This is a genomic window from Streptomyces sp. NPDC021562 (genome assembly GCF_040640875.1).
Classification (GTDB): domain Bacteria; phylum Actinomycetota; class Actinomycetes; order Streptomycetales; family Streptomycetaceae; genus Streptomyces.
Window position 1 is genome coordinate 239,277 of the sequence record NZ_JBFACN010000007.1, and the last position, 19,628, is coordinate 258,904.

General features: G+C 73.4%; 17 protein-coding genes. 10 read left to right on the plus strand and 7 right to left on the minus strand.

The window, feature by feature from the left end:
• The first annotated feature begins 5 nt into the window (after nt 1-5).
• Both AB0G52_RS13600 and AB0G52_RS13605 read left to right on the plus strand, forming a co-directional pair.
• The gene (locus AB0G52_RS13600) at nt 6-617 is read left to right on the plus strand and encodes a TetR/AcrR family transcriptional regulator (RefSeq protein ID WP_361336419.1); all 612 of its coding nucleotides are present in this window, start codon (nt 6-8) and stop codon (nt 615-617) included.
• Nucleotides 618-663: 46 nt separating this feature from the next.
• Complete coding sequence (locus AB0G52_RS13605; RefSeq protein WP_361336421.1) at nt 664-1,821, plus strand: acetyl-CoA C-acetyltransferase; 1,158 nt, start codon at nt 664-666, stop codon at nt 1,819-1,821.
• A gap of 176 nt (nt 1,822-1,997) precedes the next feature.
• Here AB0G52_RS13605 and AB0G52_RS13610 read toward each other — a convergent pair whose 3' ends face one another.
• Genes AB0G52_RS13610 through AB0G52_RS13625 form a run of 4 tightly spaced genes read right to left on the minus strand, consistent with a single transcriptional unit; the run spans nt 1,998 to nt 5,368 of the window.
• Complete coding sequence (locus AB0G52_RS13610) at nt 1,998-3,047, minus strand: nitronate monooxygenase (protein ID WP_132886202.1); 1,050 nt, start codon at nt 3,045-3,047, stop codon at nt 1,998-2,000.
• Nucleotides 3,047-3,775, minus strand: coding sequence for a CoA-transferase (locus tag AB0G52_RS13615; RefSeq protein ID WP_132886201.1), 729 nt, complete (start codon nt 3,773-3,775; stop codon nt 3,047-3,049). The genes AB0G52_RS13610 and AB0G52_RS13615 overlap by 1 nt, the downstream gene beginning before the upstream one ends.
• On the minus strand, nt 3,772-4,623 hold the full coding sequence (locus AB0G52_RS13620) for a CoA-transferase (protein ID WP_361336423.1): 852 nt from the start codon (nt 4,621-4,623) through the stop codon (nt 3,772-3,774). The genes AB0G52_RS13615 and AB0G52_RS13620 overlap by 4 nt, the downstream gene beginning before the upstream one ends.
• Nucleotides 4,616-5,368, minus strand: coding sequence for an enoyl-CoA hydratase family protein (locus AB0G52_RS13625; RefSeq protein WP_361336425.1), 753 nt, complete (start codon nt 5,366-5,368; stop codon nt 4,616-4,618). The genes AB0G52_RS13620 and AB0G52_RS13625 overlap by 8 nt, the downstream gene beginning before the upstream one ends.
• Before the next feature lie 101 nt (nt 5,369-5,469).
• Between AB0G52_RS13625 and AB0G52_RS13630 the strand changes: the two genes are divergently transcribed.
• Both AB0G52_RS13630 and AB0G52_RS13635 read left to right on the plus strand, forming a co-directional pair.
• Complete coding sequence (locus AB0G52_RS13630) at nt 5,470-6,231, plus strand: SDR family oxidoreductase (RefSeq protein WP_132886198.1); 762 nt, start codon at nt 5,470-5,472, stop codon at nt 6,229-6,231.
• A 1-nt stretch (nt 6,232) separates the two neighbouring features.
• Entirely contained in the window at nt 6,233-7,156 is a 924-nt protein-coding gene (locus AB0G52_RS13635; protein ID WP_361336427.1) for an SDR family oxidoreductase, read from the plus strand.
• A 30-nt stretch (nt 7,157-7,186) separates the two neighbouring features.
• On the opposite strand, the gene AB0G52_RS13640 is transcribed toward AB0G52_RS13635, so the two are convergent.
• Together AB0G52_RS13640 and AB0G52_RS13645 are read right to left on the minus strand one after the other, a co-directional pair.
• The gene (locus AB0G52_RS13640; RefSeq protein ID WP_361336429.1) at nt 7,187-8,095 is read right to left on the minus strand and encodes a hypothetical protein; all 909 of its coding nucleotides are present in this window, start codon (nt 8,093-8,095) and stop codon (nt 7,187-7,189) included.
• A 69-nt stretch (nt 8,096-8,164) separates the two neighbouring features.
• Nucleotides 8,165-9,916 (minus strand): beta-galactosidase family protein, encoded by a 1,752-nt coding sequence (locus AB0G52_RS13645; RefSeq protein WP_132886195.1) that lies wholly within the window; start codon nt 9,914-9,916, stop codon nt 8,165-8,167.
• Between the two features lie 122 nt (nt 9,917-10,038).
• Between AB0G52_RS13645 and AB0G52_RS13650 the strand changes: the two genes are divergently transcribed.
• From AB0G52_RS13650 to pepN, 3 genes are all read left to right on the plus strand, one after another.
• Nucleotides 10,039-10,893, plus strand: a complete 855-nt coding sequence (locus tag AB0G52_RS13650; RefSeq protein ID WP_361336541.1) for an AraC family transcriptional regulator — start codon at nt 10,039-10,041, stop codon at nt 10,891-10,893.
• Between the two features lie 11 nt (nt 10,894-10,904).
• Nucleotides 10,905-11,255: a chorismate mutase gene (locus tag AB0G52_RS13655; protein WP_132886193.1), complete on the plus strand. Its 351-nt coding sequence runs from the start codon at nt 10,905-10,907 to the stop codon at nt 11,253-11,255.
• Between the two features lie 177 nt (nt 11,256-11,432).
• A complete protein-coding gene (pepN, locus tag AB0G52_RS13660; protein ID WP_132886192.1) occupies nt 11,433-13,916 on the plus strand; it encodes an aminopeptidase N in 2,484 nt (827 codons plus the stop codon).
• 497 nt (nt 13,917-14,413) lie between these two features.
• On the opposite strand, the gene AB0G52_RS13665 is transcribed toward pepN, so the two are convergent.
• Nucleotides 14,414-14,962 (minus strand): GNAT family N-acetyltransferase, encoded by a 549-nt coding sequence (locus AB0G52_RS13665; RefSeq protein WP_361336431.1) that lies wholly within the window; start codon nt 14,960-14,962, stop codon nt 14,414-14,416.
• A 227-nt stretch (nt 14,963-15,189) separates the two neighbouring features.
• On the opposite strand from AB0G52_RS13665, the gene AB0G52_RS13670 reads away from it, so the two are divergent.
• From AB0G52_RS13670 to pyk, 3 genes are all read left to right on the plus strand, one after another.
• The gene (locus tag AB0G52_RS13670; protein ID WP_361336433.1) at nt 15,190-16,548 is read left to right on the plus strand and encodes an aminotransferase class V-fold PLP-dependent enzyme; all 1,359 of its coding nucleotides are present in this window, start codon (nt 15,190-15,192) and stop codon (nt 16,546-16,548) included.
• On the plus strand, nt 16,545-17,951 hold the full coding sequence (locus AB0G52_RS13675; protein ID WP_361336434.1) for a SidA/IucD/PvdA family monooxygenase: 1,407 nt from the start codon (nt 16,545-16,547) through the stop codon (nt 17,949-17,951). Before AB0G52_RS13670 ends, AB0G52_RS13675 begins: the two co-directional genes overlap by 4 nt.
• A 222-nt stretch (nt 17,952-18,173) precedes the next feature.
• Nucleotides 18,174-19,610 carry a pyruvate kinase gene (gene pyk / locus AB0G52_RS13680; protein WP_132886189.1) on the plus strand — a complete coding sequence of 479 codons (1,437 nt, stop codon included), beginning with the start codon at nt 18,174-18,176 and terminating at the stop codon, nt 19,608-19,610.
• Nucleotides 19,611-19,628: the final 18 nt, after the last annotated feature.

Here is a 19,628-nt window from a genome sequence, read left to right on the forward strand (position 1 = left end):
TACCCGTGCCGACCAAGAAGAAGCCCCAGGTGACCGCCGCCCCCGCCCGGCGGCGCGAACTCCTCGACACCGCCGCCGAGGTCTTCGCCGAGCAGGGCTACAACGCCACCACCGTACGCAAGATCGCGGACCACGCGGGCATGCTCGCGGGCAGCCTCTACTACCACTTCGACTCCAAGGAATCGATGCTGGAGGAGATCCTGCGGACCTTCCTCGACGAGCTGTGGGACGGCTACGACACCGTCCTGGACGCCGGGCTCGGTCCGCGCGAGACCCTCGAAGCCCTGGTCACCGAGTCCTTCCGGGAGATCGACCGGCACCGCGCCGCCGTCGCGATCTACCAGAAGGAGAGCAAGCAGCTGGTCGCGCAGGACAGGTTCACCTTCCTCGCCGAGTCCCAGCGCAGGTTCGAGAAGGCGTGGCTGGCCACGCTGGAGCGCGGGGTCGCCGCGCGCGTCTTCCGTGCCGACCTCGACGTCCGCCTCACCTACCGGTTCGTGCGCGACACGGTCTGGGTCGCCGCCTCCTGGTACCGGCCGGGCGGACAGCACAGCCCGGAGGAGATCGCCCGGCAGTACCTGTCGATGGTGCTGGACGGGATCGCCGTCCGGGAGTAGCTCACCCATTCGTGGAAAACCCCTTTCTGGGCAGGGAGTCGATGACATGGCCGAGGCCTACATAGTCGAAGCGGTGCGCACGCCGGTCGGCCGGCGCCGGGGCGGACTGAGCGGGGTCCATCCGGCCGACCTGGGCGCCCATGTGCTGACCGCCCTGGTCGAGCGCTCGGGCGTGGACCCGGCCGCCGTCGACGACGTCGTCTTCGGCTGCCTCGACGCGGTGGGACCGCAGGCCGGTGACATCGCCCGCACCAGCTGGCTGGCGGCCGGGCTGCCCGAGGAGGTGCCGGGGGTGACCGTCGACCGGCAGTGCGGCTCCTCGCAGCAGGCCGTGCACTTCGCCGCGCAGGCCGTTCTCTCCGGCACCCAGGACCTGGTGGTCGCCGGCGGCGTCCAGAACATGTCCCAGATCCCCATCGCCTTCGCCTCCCGGCAGGCCGCCGAGCCGCTCGGCCTGACCGAGGGCCCCTTCCTGGGCAGCGCCGGCTGGCGCGCCCGCTACGGCCGGCAGCCCGTCAACCAGTTCGCCGGCGCCGAGATGATCGCGGCCAAGTGGGGCATCAGCCGCCAGGACCAGGAGGAGTTCGCCCTGCGCTCCCACCGGCGGGCGCTGAGCGCCATCGACGAAGGCCGCTTCGAGCGCGAGACGGTCCCCTACGGCCACGTGGCGGTGGACGAGGGCCCGCGCCGGGACACCTCCCTGGAGAAGATGGCCGCGCTCGAGCCGGTCCTCGACGGCGGGACCATCACCGCCGCCTGCTCCTCCCAGGTCTCCGACGGCGCCGCCGCCCTGCTCCTCGCCTCCGAACGGGCCGTCCGCGCCCACGGACTGCGCCCCCGCGCCCGCGTCCACCACCTCTCCGTGCGCGGCGAGGACCCCATCCGGATGCTCTCCGCCCCGATCCCGGCCACCGCCCACGCGCTGAAGAAGACCGGCCTCACCATCGAAGCCGTCGACCTGGTCGAGATCAACGAGGCGTTCGCCCCGGTCGTCCTCGCCTGGCTCAAGGAGACCGGCGCCGACCCCGCCAGGGTCAACGTCAACGGCGGTGCCATCGCCCTCGGCCACCCCCTCGGCGCGACCGGCGTCAGGCTGATGACGACCCTCCTGCACGAACTGGAACGCACCGGCGGCCGCTTCGGCCTCCAGACGATGTGCGAGGGCGGCGGCCAGGCGAACGTGACGATCATCGAGCGGTTGTGACCGGAGTGGGCAGAGCGTGGCCGTGACGTCGGCGGACGGAGTCCGGCGCAGGCCGCCGAAGCCCGGGAGGCCCCCAGGGGCCGAGCGGTGCGAGGGGGCCGTCGGGGAGGGTGCCGATGTGCGAGGGCGGCGGCCAGGCGAACGTGACGATCATCGAGCGGCTGTGACCGGCACGTTCATCGAGCGGCCGTGAGGCGTGCCCTGACCTCCTCCGCCTCCTTCATGACCCGTGCCACCAGCTCCGCGCACGACGGCAGGTCGTCGATCACCCCGGCGACCTGCCCCGCCGCCATCACCCCGAGATCCGTACGCCCGTCCACCATCGCCGACCTGAGCAGCATCGGTGTGTTCGCGGCCAGCAGCACCTGACTCCACGACAACTCCTTGCCGTGCCGCAGCGCCAGACCGTCCCGCACCAGGTGCCGCCAGCTGAGTCCGGACAGCCTCCGGAACCCGGCCGCCCGCCGTATCGCGTGCAGCAGACGCCGGGCCCCGCCCGAACGCTCCAGCGCCGTCACCAGATCGGACCGCAGCATCCGGTGCGGCAACCCGTCGACCGCCCGGGTCACGGTGACGTCCTTGACCGTCGCCGCCAGGTACCTCGCCTTCACCGCGTCCGGCACCGTCGAGTCCGAGGTCAGCAGGAACCGCGTGCCCATCGCCACCCCCGCCGCGCCGTACGCCAGCGCCGCCATAAGCCCCCGGCCGTCGAAGAAGCCCCCCGCCGCCACCACCGGTATCCGCACCGCGTCCACCACCTGCGGCAGCAGCACGCTCGTCGCCACCTCACCGGTGTGCCCGCCGCCCTCACCGCCCTGCACGATCACCGCGTCCGCGCCCCACGCCGCCACCTTCTCGGCGTGCCGCCGCGCCCCGACGGACGGGATCACCACCACGCCCGCCGCCTTCAGCTCGGTGATCAGCTCGGGGGAGGGGGCCAGCGCGAAGGACGCCACCCGCACGCCCCCGTCGACGATCAGCCGCACCCGGTCGCCCGCGTCGGCCGCGTCCGCCCGCAGGTTCACCCCGAACGGGGCGTCCGTACGGCACCGCACCTCCGCTATCGCGGCCCGCAACTGGTCCAGGGTCATGGTGGCCGAGGCCAGGATGCCGAGGGCGCCGGCGTTGGCCGTGGCCGAGACCAGCCGGGGGCCCGCCACCCACCCCATCCCCGTCTGCACGATCGGATGCCGGATCCCGGCCAGCCGGGTCAGCGCCGTCTCCATCAGCCGGCGACCTCCCTCGTCCGCGCGCCACCGGGATCCAGCACCTCGCGGATCAGCCGCAGCTCCTCCTCGTCCGGCTCACGGGTGAACGGCACCTCCTCCGGCACCGCGAGAGCGAAGTCCGTCGCCTCCCGCACCTGGTCCACGCTCACCCCGGGATGCAGCGCCGCCAGCCGCATCGAGTGGTCCGGGGTCTCGAAGTCGAGGACGCCGAGGTCGGTGACGACCCTGTGGATCCGGTGGAAGCGTTCCGTGCCCGGGTGCCGGGCCACCCGGTCGTACCCCACTCCGCACACCATGTCGACCCGCTCCACGAACACCCGCCTGGAGTGCTTCGGGACCCAGTAACTCGTCGGGTTGTTCAGTGTGTTCAGCGACGCCCCGCGCACCCCGAGCAGCTGCCGCCGGGGCCGTGTCCAGTCGCCGACGCACGAGATGTTCTGGTTGCCGTACCGGTCGAGCTGGCTCGCGCCCATCATCACGTGCCGCCGTCCGCCGGCCACCAGCTCCAGATGCTGCCGGTAGGGCAGCCAGCCCTCGGGCGTCCCGTCCGGGCGGACGAGCGTCGCCTCGCCGTCGGTCAGCAGCAGGTCCGGTGCGAAGGTGAGCCGGGCCAGCCGTGCGCCCAGGGAGGGGATCAGGCCCATCGGGCTCGCCAGGATCTCACCCGAGCCGCGCCAGGCCTCGGCGCAGGCGATCACGCAGTACTCGGAGCGGAGAACGTTCATCGGGCCTGCTCCTCCCGCCAGTCGCGCACCGCCGACCGGTACGCCTGCTCGTCACCGGCCAGGAAGCGCGCCGAGAACTCCTCCCACGGGGTGCTCGCGTACAGCCTCTGGAAGTCCTCGTCCCGGCCGTGGTCCGGTGCGCAGGACGTGAAGTGCGCGCCCCCCGGGGCCTCCACCACCCCCGTCACGTCCAGCCGTTTCAGCAGCAGCGACTGCGGGGGCGCCGCCTTCGTCAGCTCCGCGGTGTCCACCAGCCGTTCGCAGGAGACGTAGGCGCGGTCCGCCGCCGCGCAGAACAGGTCGTCGAAGTACGGGTCCGGGCCGAGGTACTGCCCGTTGCCGAGCCGGTCGGCGCGGTTGACGTGGACCAGGGCCGCGTCCAGCCGGAGGGCGGGCATCGCCACGAACGTCTCCCCGTCGTCGTACGGCGAAGTGACGGTCCGCAGCTGCGGGTTGACCCGCATGACGTCCGAGCCGAGGCCGGCCCGCACCGGGAGGAACGGCAGCCGGTTCGCCGCCGCGCGCAGACCCCACAGGAACATGCCCTCGTCGACCTCGGTCAGTTCCAGACCGCCGCGTTCGCGGGCCGCGCGGTAGTGCGGTTCCAGGGGGACGGAGTCGAGGGTGACGAAGGCCGTCACCAGTCTGCGCACCCGGCCGGCCGCGACCAGCATCCCCACGTCCGGACCGCCGTACGAGACCAGGGTCAGATCGTCGATCCCGCTCCGGAGCAGCGCCCTGACCAGGGACATCGGCTTGCGACGGGAACCCCAGCCGCCGATGCCGAGGGTCATGCCGCTGGTCAGCCGGGCCACGACCTCGTCGGCGGTCATCGTCTTGTCAGTCACTTCCCGCACCCTCCTTCCCGAAGGTGTCGCGGACCCGGCCGCCCACCCCGCTGAGGGCGGCCTCGAAGGTGAAGCCCTGTTCGAAGCGGTAGCTCCGCCGTACGTCGACCGGGTCGATGCCGTTGATGGCGGCCTTGGCGAGCCGCAGCAGCCGGCCGTCCTTCGCGGCGATCTCCCGTGCCAGCTCCAGCGCGGTGGACCCGAGTTCCTCGCGTGCCACGACCCGCCACACCGATCCGTGCGCGTGCAGCTCTGCCGCGGTGGCCGTGCGCGAGGTGTAGTACAGCGTCCGCATCAGGTGCGGCGGGACCAGCCGGGACAGCTGGGTGGCCGCGCCCAGGGCTCCCCGGTCCAGCTCGGGCAGGCCGAACACGGCGTCCTCGCTCGCCACGATCGCGTCCGCGTTGCCCACCAGGCCTATCCCGCCGCCCAGGCAGAAACCGTGCACCGCGGCCACCACCGGGGTCTCGCACTCGTACACCGCCGCGAAGGCCTCCGCGCAGCCCCGGTTGACGCCGATCAGCGCCTCGTTCCCCTCGGCCTGTATCTCCTTGATGTCCACGCCCGCGTTGAAACCCCGGCCCTCGGCGGCCAGCACCACGCAGCGCACCGCCGGGTCACGGCCGGCGGCGCGCACGGCGTCGGCCAGCTCGAACCAGCCGCGCACCGGCAGTGCGTTCACCGGCGGGAAGCCGACCGTGACGAGCGAGATTCCCTTTTCCGGGGACGAGGTGGAGACACCCATGGACGCATCAGCTACCTTCGCACTCAGCTGCCTTTCCACCAAACATTTGTTAGGTGTGAGGCTTCGAAGCTAGCAGCCGGTACGGACGAGCGGGAGGCCCTGTGGACAACTCGCCGAGCGGCAGGACCGTGGTCGTCACCGGCGGTACCAGGGGCGTGGGCGCCGGGATCGCCCGCGCCTTCGCCGAGGCCGGCGCCCGCGTCCTGGCCTGCGCCCGCCGACCGCCCCGACACCCCCTGGACGGCGTGGAGTACGCCCCTCTCGACCTGCGTGACGCGCCCGCCGTCCGCGCCTTCTTCGACGCCCTGCCCCGGGTCGACGTGCTGGTCAACAACGCGGGCGGCACCCCCTACCGGCAGCTCGCCGACGCCGACGCCGAGCGGCACGCCCGGGTGATCGAGCTCAACCTCGTCGCCCCGCTGACCGCCTCGCTCGCCGCGTACCAGCGGCTCAGACGCGCCCAGGGGGCGGTGGTGATGGTCGGCAGCGTCAGCGGCGCCCGGCCCTCGCCGGGCTCGGCCGCCTACGGCGCGGCCAAGGCGGGACTGGAGAACCTCGCCCGGTCCATGGCGGTGGAGTGGGCGCCGGAGGTCCGGGTCAACACCCTCGTCGTCGGCATGGTCCGTACCGAGCTGGCCCACCTGCACTACGGCGGGCAGGAAGGCGTCGACGCCGTCTCCCGGACCGTCCCGCTCGGGCGCCTCGCCGCCCCGTCCGACGTCGGTGCCGCCGCCGTCTTCCTGGCCTCCGACGCGGCCGCCTACATCACCGGGGCCAGCCTGCTCGTGCACGGCGGCGGAGAGCGGCCGGCCTTCCTCGACGCCGCGACCGCCAACAAGGACCACCACAGCAGGGAGGACTGAGATGAGCCAGATCTGCGCGGGCCGGGTCGTGATCGTCACCGGCGCCGGTCGCGGGCTCGGCCGGGCCCACGCGCTCGCCTTCGCCGCCGAAGGCGCCCGGGTCGTCGTCAACGACCTCGGCGTCGGCCTCGACGGCGGGCCCGGCCCGGCCGGCCTGGCAGGCCCGGCAGGCCCCGCCGGGGCCGTCGTGGCCGAGATCCGGGCGGCCGGCGGCGAGGCGGTGGCGCACGGCGGTGACATCGCGACCGAGGCCGGCGCCGAGTCCCTGGTCGCGACGGCCCTGGACGCGTACGGCCGCCTGGACACCCTCGTCAACAACGCGGGGTTCCTGCGCGACCGGATGCTGGTCGGTCTCGCCGAGGACGACTGGGACGCGGTGATGAGGGTCCACCTCAAGGGCCACTTCCTGCCGCTGCGGCACGCCGCCGCGCACTGGCGGGCCGAGGCCAAGGCGGGGCGGACGCCGGTGGCGCGGATCGTCAACACCAGCAGCGGGGCCGGTCTGCTGGGCTCGGTCGGGCAGGGCAACTACAGCGCCGCGAAGGCCGGGATCGTGGGCCTCACCCTGGTCGCCGCGGCCGAACTGGCCCGCTACGGCGTCCAGGTCAACGCCATCGCCCCGGCCGCCCGCACCCGGATGACCGAGCGCGTGTTCGCCGCCACCATGGCCGCCCCCGGCTCGGGCTTCGACGCGATGGCCCCCGAGAACGTCTCCCCGCTCGTGGTCTGGCTGGGCTCCGCCGCGAGCGCCGGGGTCACCGGGCGGGTGTTCGAGACGGGGGGTGGCCGGATCACCGTGATGGAGGGGTGGCGGCCCGGCCCGACCGCCGACAAGGGAGCCCGGTGGACACCGGCCGAGGCGGGGGAGACGGCACTGAAGCTGCTCGCGGAGGCGGCGCCGCCGGGAGCGGTGTACGGGACCTGACCGACCGGTGGCTGCGGCCGGAGGCGCGGCCTACGTGTCGCACTCCAGCACCGTCCGGCACAGCGAGCAGCGTGCCCTGAGCCGGCCCCGGACCGGCACCCGGATCCGCTGGTGGCAGGTCGGGCACGGGAACGAGACCCGCAGCCGCCCGCCGCCGTCGGGGGTGAAGGCGTAGCCGGTGCCGGTGCCGGTGCCGGTGCCGGGCTGCTGGGCGGGCGCGGCGGGGGCGTGGCGGCGGTCGCGCGCATAGCGGCGGCGGCCCGCCCAGCCCGCCGCGGTCAGCGGCGGCTGCTCCTCGTCCTGGCGGGCCCGCGCCATCCCCTTCCGGTACGCCGTGTAGGCCTGCGGGCTGGTGAACCACACCGACGGGTCCTCGTGGAAGACCAGGGCCCGCTTGGCGAGGACGTAACCGAACTCCTCCGGGGTGAGGTAGCCGAGCTTCTGGGACGCCTCCCCGTGCTCCCGGTACGCGTCGAGCAGCAGCCAGCCCGCGCCGAGGTACGTGGCCGCGGTGTCCGTGAGGATCTCGTTCTCCCCGGTGCTCGGGAAGGACAGGTCCAGACGGTGCAGGTAGACGTGCGTCACCTCGTGGGCGAGGGCCGCGCCGATGTCCCCGCGGTGGCTGCGGAAACGGTCGTTCAGCTCGACGAAGTACTCGGGGCCCGCGGTCAGTTCGACGTTCGCCGCGTGCGTCATGTCCCGGAAGCCGACGATCATGCGGGCGTCGGGGAGGCGGAAGTGCCGGACGATCTCGTGGGCGACGCGCTGGGCGCCGAGGTGGAGGTCGTCGGTGTCGCAGAACGCGACGTCGACCGGGGCCACACTGGTGGCGAAGGTCTGCACGGTGTCGTACGACAGGCGCCGGTACAACGCCGTGATGGCGGCCCGCACGGTGTCCAGGTGCGGGTAGCCGTGTTCCACCGGGCCGCCGTTCGCCACGTCGCTACCCCCACAGAGGCTGCCGGAGCTTCTTCCACAGTATGCGGGGGACAGGGAGGATCGGGGCCCCTAAAGGGGCGCCAGCCGCACCGTTGCCCGGTTCGTCTCCTGGAGCTCCAGGATCCAGATCTCGTTCTCGCCCTCCTTCAGGACCGGACCGGGGACGTACAGCGACTCCTGCGGCCCCGCCGACCAGTAGCGGCCGAGGTTGAAACCGTTGATCCAGACGAAGCCGCGGGTCCAGCCGGGGAGTTCCACGCGCGCGTCCCCGGCGCCGGGCACCGTGACCGTGCCCCGGTACAGGCCCGGGGCGCCGTCCTCCGGAAGGACACCGAACGGCACCGCGTCCACGCCGTCCTCGAAGGCGTCGAGGTCCAGGCCGCGCGCGCGTACCCCGTGCAGGAACTGGCGTTCGTGCAGGAGGCCGCCGGTGATGCCCTTCGTCTCGCCCGAGCGGGGGCCGTAGTTGACGCGGCCCAGGGTCTCCACCCACAGCTCCACGCGCGCGGGGCCCGCGATCGGCTCCTTGAGCTGGGGCTCCTCCTCGGTGAGGACCCCGGCCCGCGTCCCGTCGACGTACACCACCGCGAGGTCGCGCAGGCCCCGCGCGGTCAGCGGGTACGGCTGGCGCGGACCGGGGACGTCCGCCTCGTAGCGGACCAGGCCACGGGCGATGCCCAGATCCTCGAAGGTCGGCGGGACGGCGTGCACGCGCTCCGCGGTGCCCAGGGTCTCCAGGACGGCGGTCAGGGGGGCCCAGCCGGTCACCGCGGCGTCCGCCGCCGCGTCCAGCACGGCCGGTGCGGGCGGCGGCTCCGGCAGCGGGCCGTCGTGGTGGGCGGCGAGCACCTCGCGGAAGCGCCAGAACTTCTCCGTGGGGCGCCCGTACTCGTCGATCGGCGCGTCGTAGTCGTACGACGTCACGTCCGCCTCCAGCGGCCCCTCGTGCAGGTCGCCGCCGGGCCGGTTGGCGCCCGCCCAGCCGGCGAAGTTGGTGCCGCCGTGCGCCATGTAGACGTTGACCGACGCACCGCAGTCAAGGATCTCCCGCAGCGCGTCCGCCGCGTCACCGGCGTCCCGTACGACGTGCTCGCCGCCCCAGTGGTCGAACCAGCCGCACCAGAACTCCATGCACATCAGCGGACCGGCGGCCTGGTGGCGGCGCAGCGTCTCGAAGGCCGCGCGCGCGTGGGAGCCGAAGTTCACCGTCGCGAGCAGCCCGGGTACCGAACCGCCGGTGAGCATGTGGTCCTCGGGGCCGTCCGAGGTGACCAGCGGCACCGTGACGCCCTGCGCGCGCAGCAGGTCGGTCAGATGGGCCAGGTAGGCGGCGTCGGAGCCGTAACTGCCGTACTCGTTCTCCACCTGCACCATGATCACCGGGCCGCCGCGGTCCAGCTGCCGGGAGACGACCTCGGGCAGCAGCCGGCCGAACCAGCTGTCCACGTACTGCAGGAAACGCTCGTCACGCGTGCGCGCGCGTGCGCCCAGCTCGCCCGTCACCCAGTGCGGCAGACCGCCGTTCTCCCACTCCGCGCAGATGTACGGACCCGGCCGCACGATCGCCCACAGGCCGGCCTCCCGCGCCGCGTCCAGGAAGCGGCCGAGCGCCTCGACGTCCCGGAAGTCACCCGGACGCGGCTCGTGCAGGTTCCACGGCACGTACGTCTCCACGCAGTTCAGCCCCATGGCGCGCAGCAGCGCCAGCCGGTGGCGCCACTGCTCCTCGTGCACCCGGAAGTAGTGCAGCGCCCCGGACAGCAGCCGCACCGGCCGCCCGTCCAGCAGGAAATCGGTTTCGCCCACCGTGAAGTCACTCATGGGTTCACTCTGGCCTGCTGGCGGGCGCCCGGACCATGGACAAAGATCGGCAGCACTTGGACGAAAGAGCCGACAGCGAGGAGCGCGCAGTGCCGGGCGGACCGCCGACCTTCCACACCTGGATGCGGTTCTTCACACCCGGCGCCGTCCACCGCCGGCTCGGTCTGGTCTGCTGGGGCGTCGGCCTCCAGTACGGGGCGGTGCCCGCCGTGGGACCGCGCCTGCTGGAGCACCACGTCGCCGTGGTCATCAGCTCGGGCCGGGGCTGGTACCGCACGCCCGACGGCCGCGGCACCGCCGTCGTCGCGCCCGCCCTGGTGTGGCTCACGCCCGGTGTCCCGCACCACTACGGACCCGACCCGGACACCGGCTGGGACGAGGCCTTCGTGACCTTCACCGGACCCGACACCGCCACCTACACGGAACTCGGCTACATCGAGCCCGAGCGGCCCGTGGTGCCCCTCGCGGACGCCACCGGGCCCCGGGACGTCATCACCCGCATCGCCCGCGCCGCCCGCCAGGGCAACCCCCTCCTGGAGGTCGAGACCGGCGCCGCCGTGCACGAACTCCTCGTCGCCCTGCGCCGCGCGCGCGCCGATCTCGCCCCCGACGGCGATCCGGTGCTGCACGCGCTCGCCCGGGACGCCTGCACCGGCATGACCGTCGCCGACCACGCGGCCCGGCACGGCATGACCCCCGCCGAGCTGCGCACCGCCGTCCGCCGCGTCGCCGGCTGCAGCCCCAAGGACTACCTGATCGGCATCCGGCTCGGCCGGGCCCAGGAACTCCTCGCGACCACCGAACTGTCCGTCGCCGCCGTCGCCCGGCGCGTCGGCTACGACGACCCGGCCTACTTCTCCCGGCTGTTCACCCGCCGCGTCGGCACCGCCCCCGTGCGCTTCCGCGCCCAGCAGAGCCGGGCCGTGCCCGAGGACCGGACCGACGCCCTCGGGGACCACCCGGCCGACCCCCCTTAGGGTTGACGTCCATGACCACCAGCAACACCGGTACCGGTGACGTCGACCCCGCCGTCCGCGCGGAGCTCGGCCGGCTGCGCGACAGCATCGACAACATCGACGCGGCCGTCGTCCACATGCTCGCCGAGCGTTTCAAGGCCACCCAGCAGGTCGGGCACCTGAAGGCGGTCCACCGGCTGCCCCCGGCCGACCCGGCCCGCGAGGCCCGGCAGATCGCCCGGCTGCGCGCCCTCGCCGAGAACGCGAAACTCGACCCCGCCTTCGCGGAGAAGTTCCTCAACTTCATCATCGCCGAAGTGATCAGGCACCACGAGTCCATCGCCGAGGACACCGTCAACAGCGGGACCGGCGACACACCCTGACCACGGGACGCGGGGGGTGTGCCCGAGGACCGCACGGCCCGTCCACACCCGCCGCCACCCCGGCACCCACCGCCCACCAGCGCCGTCGTACGGCACCACCCGTCCCCGGGGCGGACATAAGCCGCGTACCGCTCCCGCCCCTGTGCGTCGCCGGTGTGATCGGGCAGCATGGCCCGCATGTCCGTACTGACTCGCGACGAAGCGCAGAGCCGCGCCGAGCTCCTCGACGTCCACCGCTACACGATCGACCTCGACCTGACCACCGGGGACGAGACCTTCGACTCCCGCACCGTGATCCGGTTCACGGCCCGATCCGACGGCGACACCTTCGTCGAGATGAAGCCCGCCGAACTGCGCGCCGTCACCCTCGACGGACAGCCCCTCGACCCCGGGGCGCTGCACCAGGACCGGCTGCCGCTGAGGAACCTCACCGCGGGCGAGCACGAGCTGCGCGTCGAGGCCACCATGCGCTACTCGCGCACCGGCGAGGGCATGCACCGCTTCACCGACCCCGCGGACGACCTGACCTACGTCTACACGCAGATGTTCATGGACGACGTGCAGCGGGTCTTCGCCGCCTTCGACCAGCCCGACCTGAAGGCCGTCTTCGAGCTGTCCGTGACCGCCCCCGAAGGGTGGACCGTCCTCGCCAACGGGGTCACCGAGGATCTCGGCGAGGGCCGCTGGCGGGCCGCCGCCACCCCGCTGATCTCCACCTACCTGGTCGCCGTCGCCGCCGGCCCCTGGCACTCGGTGCGCACCGAGCACCGCGGACTGCCCTTCGGCATCCACTGCCGCCGCTCCCTCGCACCGCACCTCGACGCCGACGCCGAGGAGATCCTCGACATCACGCGCGCGTGCTACGACCGCTACCACGAGAAGTTCGAGGAGCCCTACCCCTTCGACTCCTACGACCAGGCCTTCGTCCCCGAGTTCAACGCCGGCGCCATGGAGAACCCGGGCCTGGTCACCTTCCGCGACGAGTTCGTCTACCGCTCCGCCGTCACCGACACCGAACGGCAGACCCGCGCGATGGTCGTCGCCCACGAGATGGCCCACATGTGGTTCGGCGACCTCGTCACCCTCAGGTGGTGGGACGACATCTGGCTGAACGAGTCCTTCGCCGAGTACATGGGCTACCAGACCCTCACCGAGGCCACCCGCTTCACCGACACCTGGGTCGACTTCGGTGTCGCCCGCAAGGCCTGGGGCTACGACGCCGACCAGCGCCCCTCCACCCACCCCGTCGCCCCCGAGGCCGTCGACGACACCGCCGCCGCGCTGCTCAACTTCGACGGCATCTCCTACGCCAAGGGCGCCTCCGCACTGCGCCAACTGGTCGCCTGGATGGGCGAGAAGGACTTCCTCGCCGGCATCAACATCCACTTCCGGCGGCACCGGTTCGGCAACGCCACCCTCGCCGACTTCATCGACTCCCTGGCCGCCGCCACCGACCGCGACGTGCACGCCTGGGCCGACGCCTGGCTGCGCACCACCGGCGTCGACACCCTCACCCCGGTCCTCGCCACCGCCGCCGACGGCACCCGCACCCTCACCGTCGAGCGCACCGGCAGCCGCCCGCACCGCGTCTGCGTCGGCGTCTACGACCAGGACCTCGCCGACGACGGCCGGCTCACCCTGCGCGAGCGCATCGACCTCGACATCCCGGGGACCGCGCCGCAGCCCCTCGGCAAACGTCCCGCACTGCTCCTGCTCAACGACGGCGACCTGACCTACGCCAAGGTCCGCTTCGACGCCGCGTCCGCCGCCACGGTCCGCGCCCACCTGTCGGGCCTGCCCGACCCGCTCACCCGCGCGGTGGTGTGGAACGCCCTGCGGGACGCCGTCCGCGACGGCGAACTGCCGCCCGCCGCCTACCTGGAGACCGCCCGCACGCATCTCCCGCACGAGACCGACCTCGCCCTCGTCCAGGGCGTGCTGGCCTTCGCCGCCGTCCACGTCGTCGACCGTTACCTCACGCCCGAGGAGCGCCCGGCCGCGCTCGCGACCCTGTCCGCCCTGTGCCGGGACTTCATCCGGCGCACCGAGGACGGCGACAACCCCGGTCTGCGCCTGATCGCCGTACGGCACTTCATCCGCGCCGCCGCCCAGCCCGACACCATCGCCGCCTGGCTCGCCGAGGGCACCGTGCCCGGCGGCCCCGAACTCGACCCCGAGCTGCGCTGGCGCATCATGGGCCGGCTCGCCGTCCTCGGCGCCGTCGACGAGGCCCGGATCGCCGCCGAGCTGGCCCGCGACCCCAGCGCCAGCGGCCAGGAGGGTGCCGCCCGCTGCCGGGCCGCGCTGCCCGACCCGGAGGCCAAGCGCGCCGCCTGGGAGGCCATGTTCAGCGGCGACGACCTGTCCAACTACCTGTTCTCGGCCACCGCCCAGGGCTTCTGGCACCCCGAACAGGCCGACCTGGTCCGGGAGTACGTGCCCCGCTACTACCAGGACGCGGTCACCGTCGCCGCCCGGCGCGGGCCCGCCATCGCCGGCGTCGTCGGCCGCGAGGCCTTCCCCGCGCACGCCGTCGACGCCGGGAACCTCGCCCTCGGCCAGGACTGCCTGCGCGACGCCGACCCGGTCACCGCCCTGCGCCGCCGCCTGACCGACGAACTGGACGACCTGCAAAGAGCACTGCGGATCCGCGGCGCGTAACCCCCCGGACCGACCGACACGGACCCCCGCCCTGCAGCCTCCCCGGCGAACAAGCCACCGGCCCGGTGACGCCGTGACGGCGGCCGGGCTCGTACCCGGCCCGGGACGCTGCGACCACGGCCGGGCGCACACCGAGGCCGGGCGCACCCCGGCCCGGGGACGCCGTGGCCGCAGTCGTGCTCGTACCGGGTCCGGGGACGCCGGGACGGCGCCGGGCTGACACCGAGTCCGGGACGCCGTGACGGCGCCGGGCTCACACCGGCCCGGGGACGCCGTGGGCGCAGTCGGGGGCTCGTGACGGGCCCGGGACGCCGGGGCCGCGGCCGGGCTCACACCGGTCCCGGGCCGCGGTCGTCCTGCCGGGGGTCGGCCGGGCTGTGGTTGGTGGTGTGCCGTGGTCGCTCCGGCGGGGGGGGGGCGGGGGTCGGCCTCTGGCTCGGGGCGTGCGGCGGTCGTCCTGGCGGGGCGGCTCGGGGCTCGGGGTGCGCCGTGGGCCCTCAGGCTCCGGTCGGCCGTAGCTCCGCCCGGCGTACGCCGCCCTCGCGGGGGCCCGCGCGGCGGTTGCCCACCTCGGCCGTGCCGGGCGTCTCGGCGCCCAGCGTGAAGCCGAGGCGCTCCAGAAACCGCTCCCCGGCGCGCCAGCCCGGCGGCACCGTCGCCGTCACCAGGGCCACCCCTTCGGCATGCGCGAGCAACGACTCGGCCAGCGCCCGCCCGAGACCCCGGCCCCGCGCCCACGGCGCCAGCAGGAACAGGCCCACCGCCACCGCGCCGGGCGCCGGATGGTTCCGCACCGCGTCCACCAGGCCCGAGACGACCCCGTCCCGCTCCAGCACCAGCAGCACCTTGTCGTCGGGGTCGGCCCCCTCCGGCAGCCCGTAGAACAGGCTCTGCACGTCGCCGGGCCCCGACGGCAGCCCCGTCGCCGCCACGAACCAGTCCTCGCAGGCCTCGAAGAGGTCCAGCAGCGGCGCCTCGTCCGAGGGCAGCGGCTCCCGCACCAGCACCCGCTCACCGGGCACGTCGATCATCCACGCGTCAACCATCCGACCGACGTTAACCCCGCTCAGCCCTCGCCTCAACGCCCCTGCCCCGCTGGGTCCGACGCCCGGCACCACCCCCCGGCCGCCGGTCCCGACAGGTTTTCCCCGCACGGCAGTACCCACTTTCGGGTTCCGATCGTTGAGCTTTATGGGCGCGCAGACCCAATCCCGTACAAGCTGGAACTCCCCCCGCGGACCACCCCCTTCGGCCAGCGACCCGAGGAGAGCCCATGGGCATGCCGCCCCTCGCATCAGGACCGCACGACCCCGACGCGTTGCGGCCCCTGCTGGACACCGTGCTCGGCGCCCTGCGCGAGGGCGGCCGGGCACGCGGTGGGCCACTGCCCGCGGGCGGCCCGGAAGCGGTCGCCGAACGCGTCGCGGACGCCGTCGGGGACGTCCTCCCCGACGACGGTGACCCCGACGCGCTGCGCACCCTGGTGACCGCCCTCGCCAAAGGCGCCGCCGACCCCGCCGACCCGCTGTGCGCGGCACACCTGCACTGCCCGCCGCTCGCCGTCGCCACCGCCGCCGACCTCGCCGTCAGCGCCCTCAACCCCTCCCTCGACTCCTGGGACCAGGCCCCGGCGGCCGCCGCCCTGGAAGCCATGGTCACCCGCACCCTCGCCCACACCATCGGCCTCGCCGACGCCGTGGTCACCAGCGGGGGCACCGAGTCCAACCAACTCGCCCTCCTCCTCGCCCGCGAGGCCCACGGCAGCGGTGTCCGGCTGGTCCTCGGAGCCAACGCCCACCACTCGCTGCCCCGTGCCGCCTGGCTGCTCGGCCTGCCCGACCCCGTCGTCGTCCCCACCCCGAACGGCACCCTCGACCCGGCCGCCCTCCACGACGCCCTCACCCACCTGCCCCGGCCCTGCCTCGTCGCCGCCACCGCCGGCACCACCGACGCCGGTCTCATCGACCCGCTCCCCGAGATCGCCGGCCTCTGCGCCGCCCACGGCGCCCGGCTCCACATCGACGCGGCCTACGGCGGCGGCCTCGTCTTCAGCGACCGGCACCGGGACAAGCTGGCCGGCCTGGAGCGGGCCCACACCGTCACCCTCGACCTGCACAAACTCGGCTGGCAGCCGGTCGCCGCCGGCCTCCTCGCCGTCGCCCGCCCCACCGAGTTCGGCGTCCTGCACCACCGCGCCGACTACCTCAACGCCGACGACGACACCGAAGCCGGCTACCCGGACCTGCTCGGCCGGTCGCTGCGCACCACCCGCCGCCCCGACGTCCTCAAGATCGCGGTCACCCTCAGGACCCTGGGCCGCTCCGGCCTCGGCGCCCTCGTCGACCAGGTGTGCGCACGCGCCCGCGAGTTCGCGTCCCTGGTCCGCGAACACCCCGGGTTCGAGCTCTACGACCGGCCGGACATCAGCACCGTGCTGTTCCGCCCCACCGGAGCCACCGACGAGGCCGTCGCCGGCATACGGCGCAGCCTCCTGCACGACGGCCGGGCCGTCCTCGGCCGGGCCCGGCTCGACGGCCGGCTCTGGCTCAAGGCCACCCTCCTCAACCCCCACACCCGGCCGGACGAACTGGCCCTCCTCCTGAAACTCGTGGAAGGAACGACCCCCAGATGACCCACCCCCCACACCACGAGCCCGAAGCACCCCGCGACCTGGTCGGCATCGGCATCGGACCGTTCAACCTCTCCCTCGCCGCGCTCGCCCACCCGCTCGCGGAACTCGACACCGTCTTCTACGAACAGCGCCCCGGCTTCGACTGGCACCCGGGACTGCTGATCGACGGCGCCACCATCCAGGTGCCCTTCCTCGCCGACCTCGTGACCCTCGCCGACCCCACCAGCCCCTGGTCGTTCCTCAACTACCTCAAGGACCGCGAGCGGCTCTTCCCGTTCTACTTCGCCGAGCGCTTCCACGTCCGGCGCGCCGAGTACGACGCCTACTGCCGCTGGGTCGCCGAGAGCCTGCCCGGACTGCGCTTCTCCCACCAGGTGGACGCCGTCCGCTGGAACTCCGAACGCGACCTGTTCGAGGTCGACTACACCCAGCTCGACGCCGACGGGGAGGCCGAGGCCCTCGGCCGTACCTACACGAAGAACGTCGTGCTCGGCGTCGGCACCGTGCCCCACGTGCCCGACCCGCTCAGGCCGCTGGTGGAGTCACCGGGCGTACCCGTGGTCCACGCGGCCGACTACCTCGACCACCGCGAGGCCTTCATCGCGGCCGAGCACGTCACCGTCGTCGGCTCCGGCCAGTCCGGCGCCGAGGTCTTCCTCGACCTGCTGCGGAACCGGCCGGCCGGCCGCGAGAAGCTGCACTGGATCGGCCGCAGCGAGGCGTTCGCGCCCATGGAGTACTCCAAGCTCGGCCTGGAGCACTTCACCCCCGACTACACCCGCTACTTCCACGCCCTCGGCGAACCCGTCCGGGATCGGCTCGTGGCCTCCCAGTGGCAGCTCCACAAGGGCATCGACGCCGACACCATGGCCGCCATCCACGACGAGCTCTACCGCCGCACCCTGCACGGCGGCTGGCCCGACGCCGTCCTCACCCCCGGAGTCCAGGTCCGTACGGCCGGACGCATCGCCACCACCAAGGTCGAACTCCACCTCGAACACGTCCAGCAGGGCGGCCGCTCCCGGCTCACCACCGACGCCGTGGTCCTCGCCACCGGCTACCGCGAGCGCCCCGTGGGCCGTCTGCTCGCCGGACTCGACCCCTATCTGCGCCGCGACAGCAGCGAACGCCCGCGCGTGGACGAGCGGTTCCGGCTGGTTCTCGACCCCGCGGTGACCGGAGCGGCGTACGTCCAGAACGCCGGACTGCACACCCACGGCGTCGGCGCCCCCGACCTGGGCCTCGCCGCCTGGCGCAGTGCCACCATCCTCAACTCCCTCACCGGCAAGGACCCCTACCCGCTGCCCGCGCGCACGGCCTTCACCAGCTTCGGCCTGGAGGGGCCGGAGGACAGGGTCCCGGCCCAGCAGCAGCCCAGGCAGCTCACCCCCCTGGTCGACTGAGACCGGGCACACGGCGCCGGCCCGCCCCGGCCGGCGCCGCCCACGCCTCAGAACACCGGCGTGCCGTCCCGCGTCAGCCGCCAGTCCGTTCAACCTCTGCGAGATGCTCATAGGAGCGGACTCCCGCACATTCAACACTTGTCAACGGGCCTTCATCCAAAGGTTGTTGGGTCGTCATGCAGGGCCGATTCTCTACCCGCCGGTAAGGCCTAGGCTCGAACCATGCGCCGAGCAAAGATCGTTTGTACTCTGGGGCCCGCCACCGACTCGTACGACCAGATCAAGGGCCTGGTCGAGGCCGGCATGGACGTCGCCCGATTCAACCTCAGCCACGGCGACCACGCCGAGCACGAGGAGCGCTACCGGCGGGTGCGCAAGGCCTCCGACGAGAGCGGTCGCAGCGTCGGGCTCCTCGCCGACCTTCAAGGCCCGAAGATCCGGCTCGGCACCTTCACCGAAGGCCCGGTACTCCTCGAACGCGGTGACACCTTCACCCTCACGGTCGAGGAAGGCGCCGAGGGCGACCGCCGGCAGTGCGGGACGACGTACGCGGGCCTCGCGGGCGACGTCACCCCCGGCGAGCGCGTCCTCGTCGACGACGGCAAGGTCTGCCTGGAGGTCACCCATGTCGACGGGCCCCGGGTGCACACCAGGGTCGTCGAGGGCGGCATGGTCTCCGACCACAAGGGCCTCAACCTGCCCGGGGTCGCCGTCTCCGTCCCGGCCCTCTCCGACAAGGACGAGGCCGACCTGCGGTGGGCGCTGCGCACCGGCTTCGACGTGATCGCGCTGTCCTTCGTGCGCAGCGGCGAGGACATCCGTGACGTCCACCGCATCATGGACGAGGAGGGCCGCCGCCTCCCCGTGATCGCCAAGGTCGAGAAGCCGCAGGCCGTCGAGAACATCGACTCCATCGTGGCCGCCTTCGACGGCATCATGGTGGCCCGCGGCGACCTCGGCGTGGAGATGCCGCTGGAGCAGGTGCCGATCGTCCAGAAGCGCGCCGTGAAACTGGCCAGGCGCAACGCCAAGCCGGTCATCGTCGCCACCCAGATGCTCGACTCGATGATCGACAACTCCCGGCCCACCCGTGCCGAGGCCTCCGACGTCGCCAACGCGGTCATCGACGGCACGGACGCGGTGATGCTCTCCGGCGAGACCAGCGTCGGCAAGTACCCGATCGAGACCGTGCGCACCATGGCGAAGATCGTCGAGGCGGCCGAGGAGGACATCCTCGCCAAGGGGCTGTCGCCGCTGACCGAGAGCAACAAGCCCCGCACCCAGGGCGGCGCGGTCGCCCGGGCCGCCGCCGAGATGGGCGACTTCCTGGGCGCGAAGTTCCTGGTCGCGTTCACCCAGTCCGGGGACACCGTCCGCCGGCTGTCGCGCTACCGCTCGCCGATCCCGCTGCTGGCCTTCACCCCGGAACCGGCCACCCGCTCGCAGCTCAGCCTCACCTGGGGCGTCGAGACCTTCCTCGGTCCGCACGTCGACTCGACGGACAAGATGGTCGACCAGGTCGACGAACTCCTGCTGAAGTACGGGCGCTGCCAGAAGGGTGACGTCGTGGTCATCACGGCGGGCTCCCCGCCCGGCGTCTCCGGCTCCACCAACATGGTCCGCGTCCACCACATCGGCGAGGACGACAGCCCGAAGTGAGTGCTACTCCGCGTGACC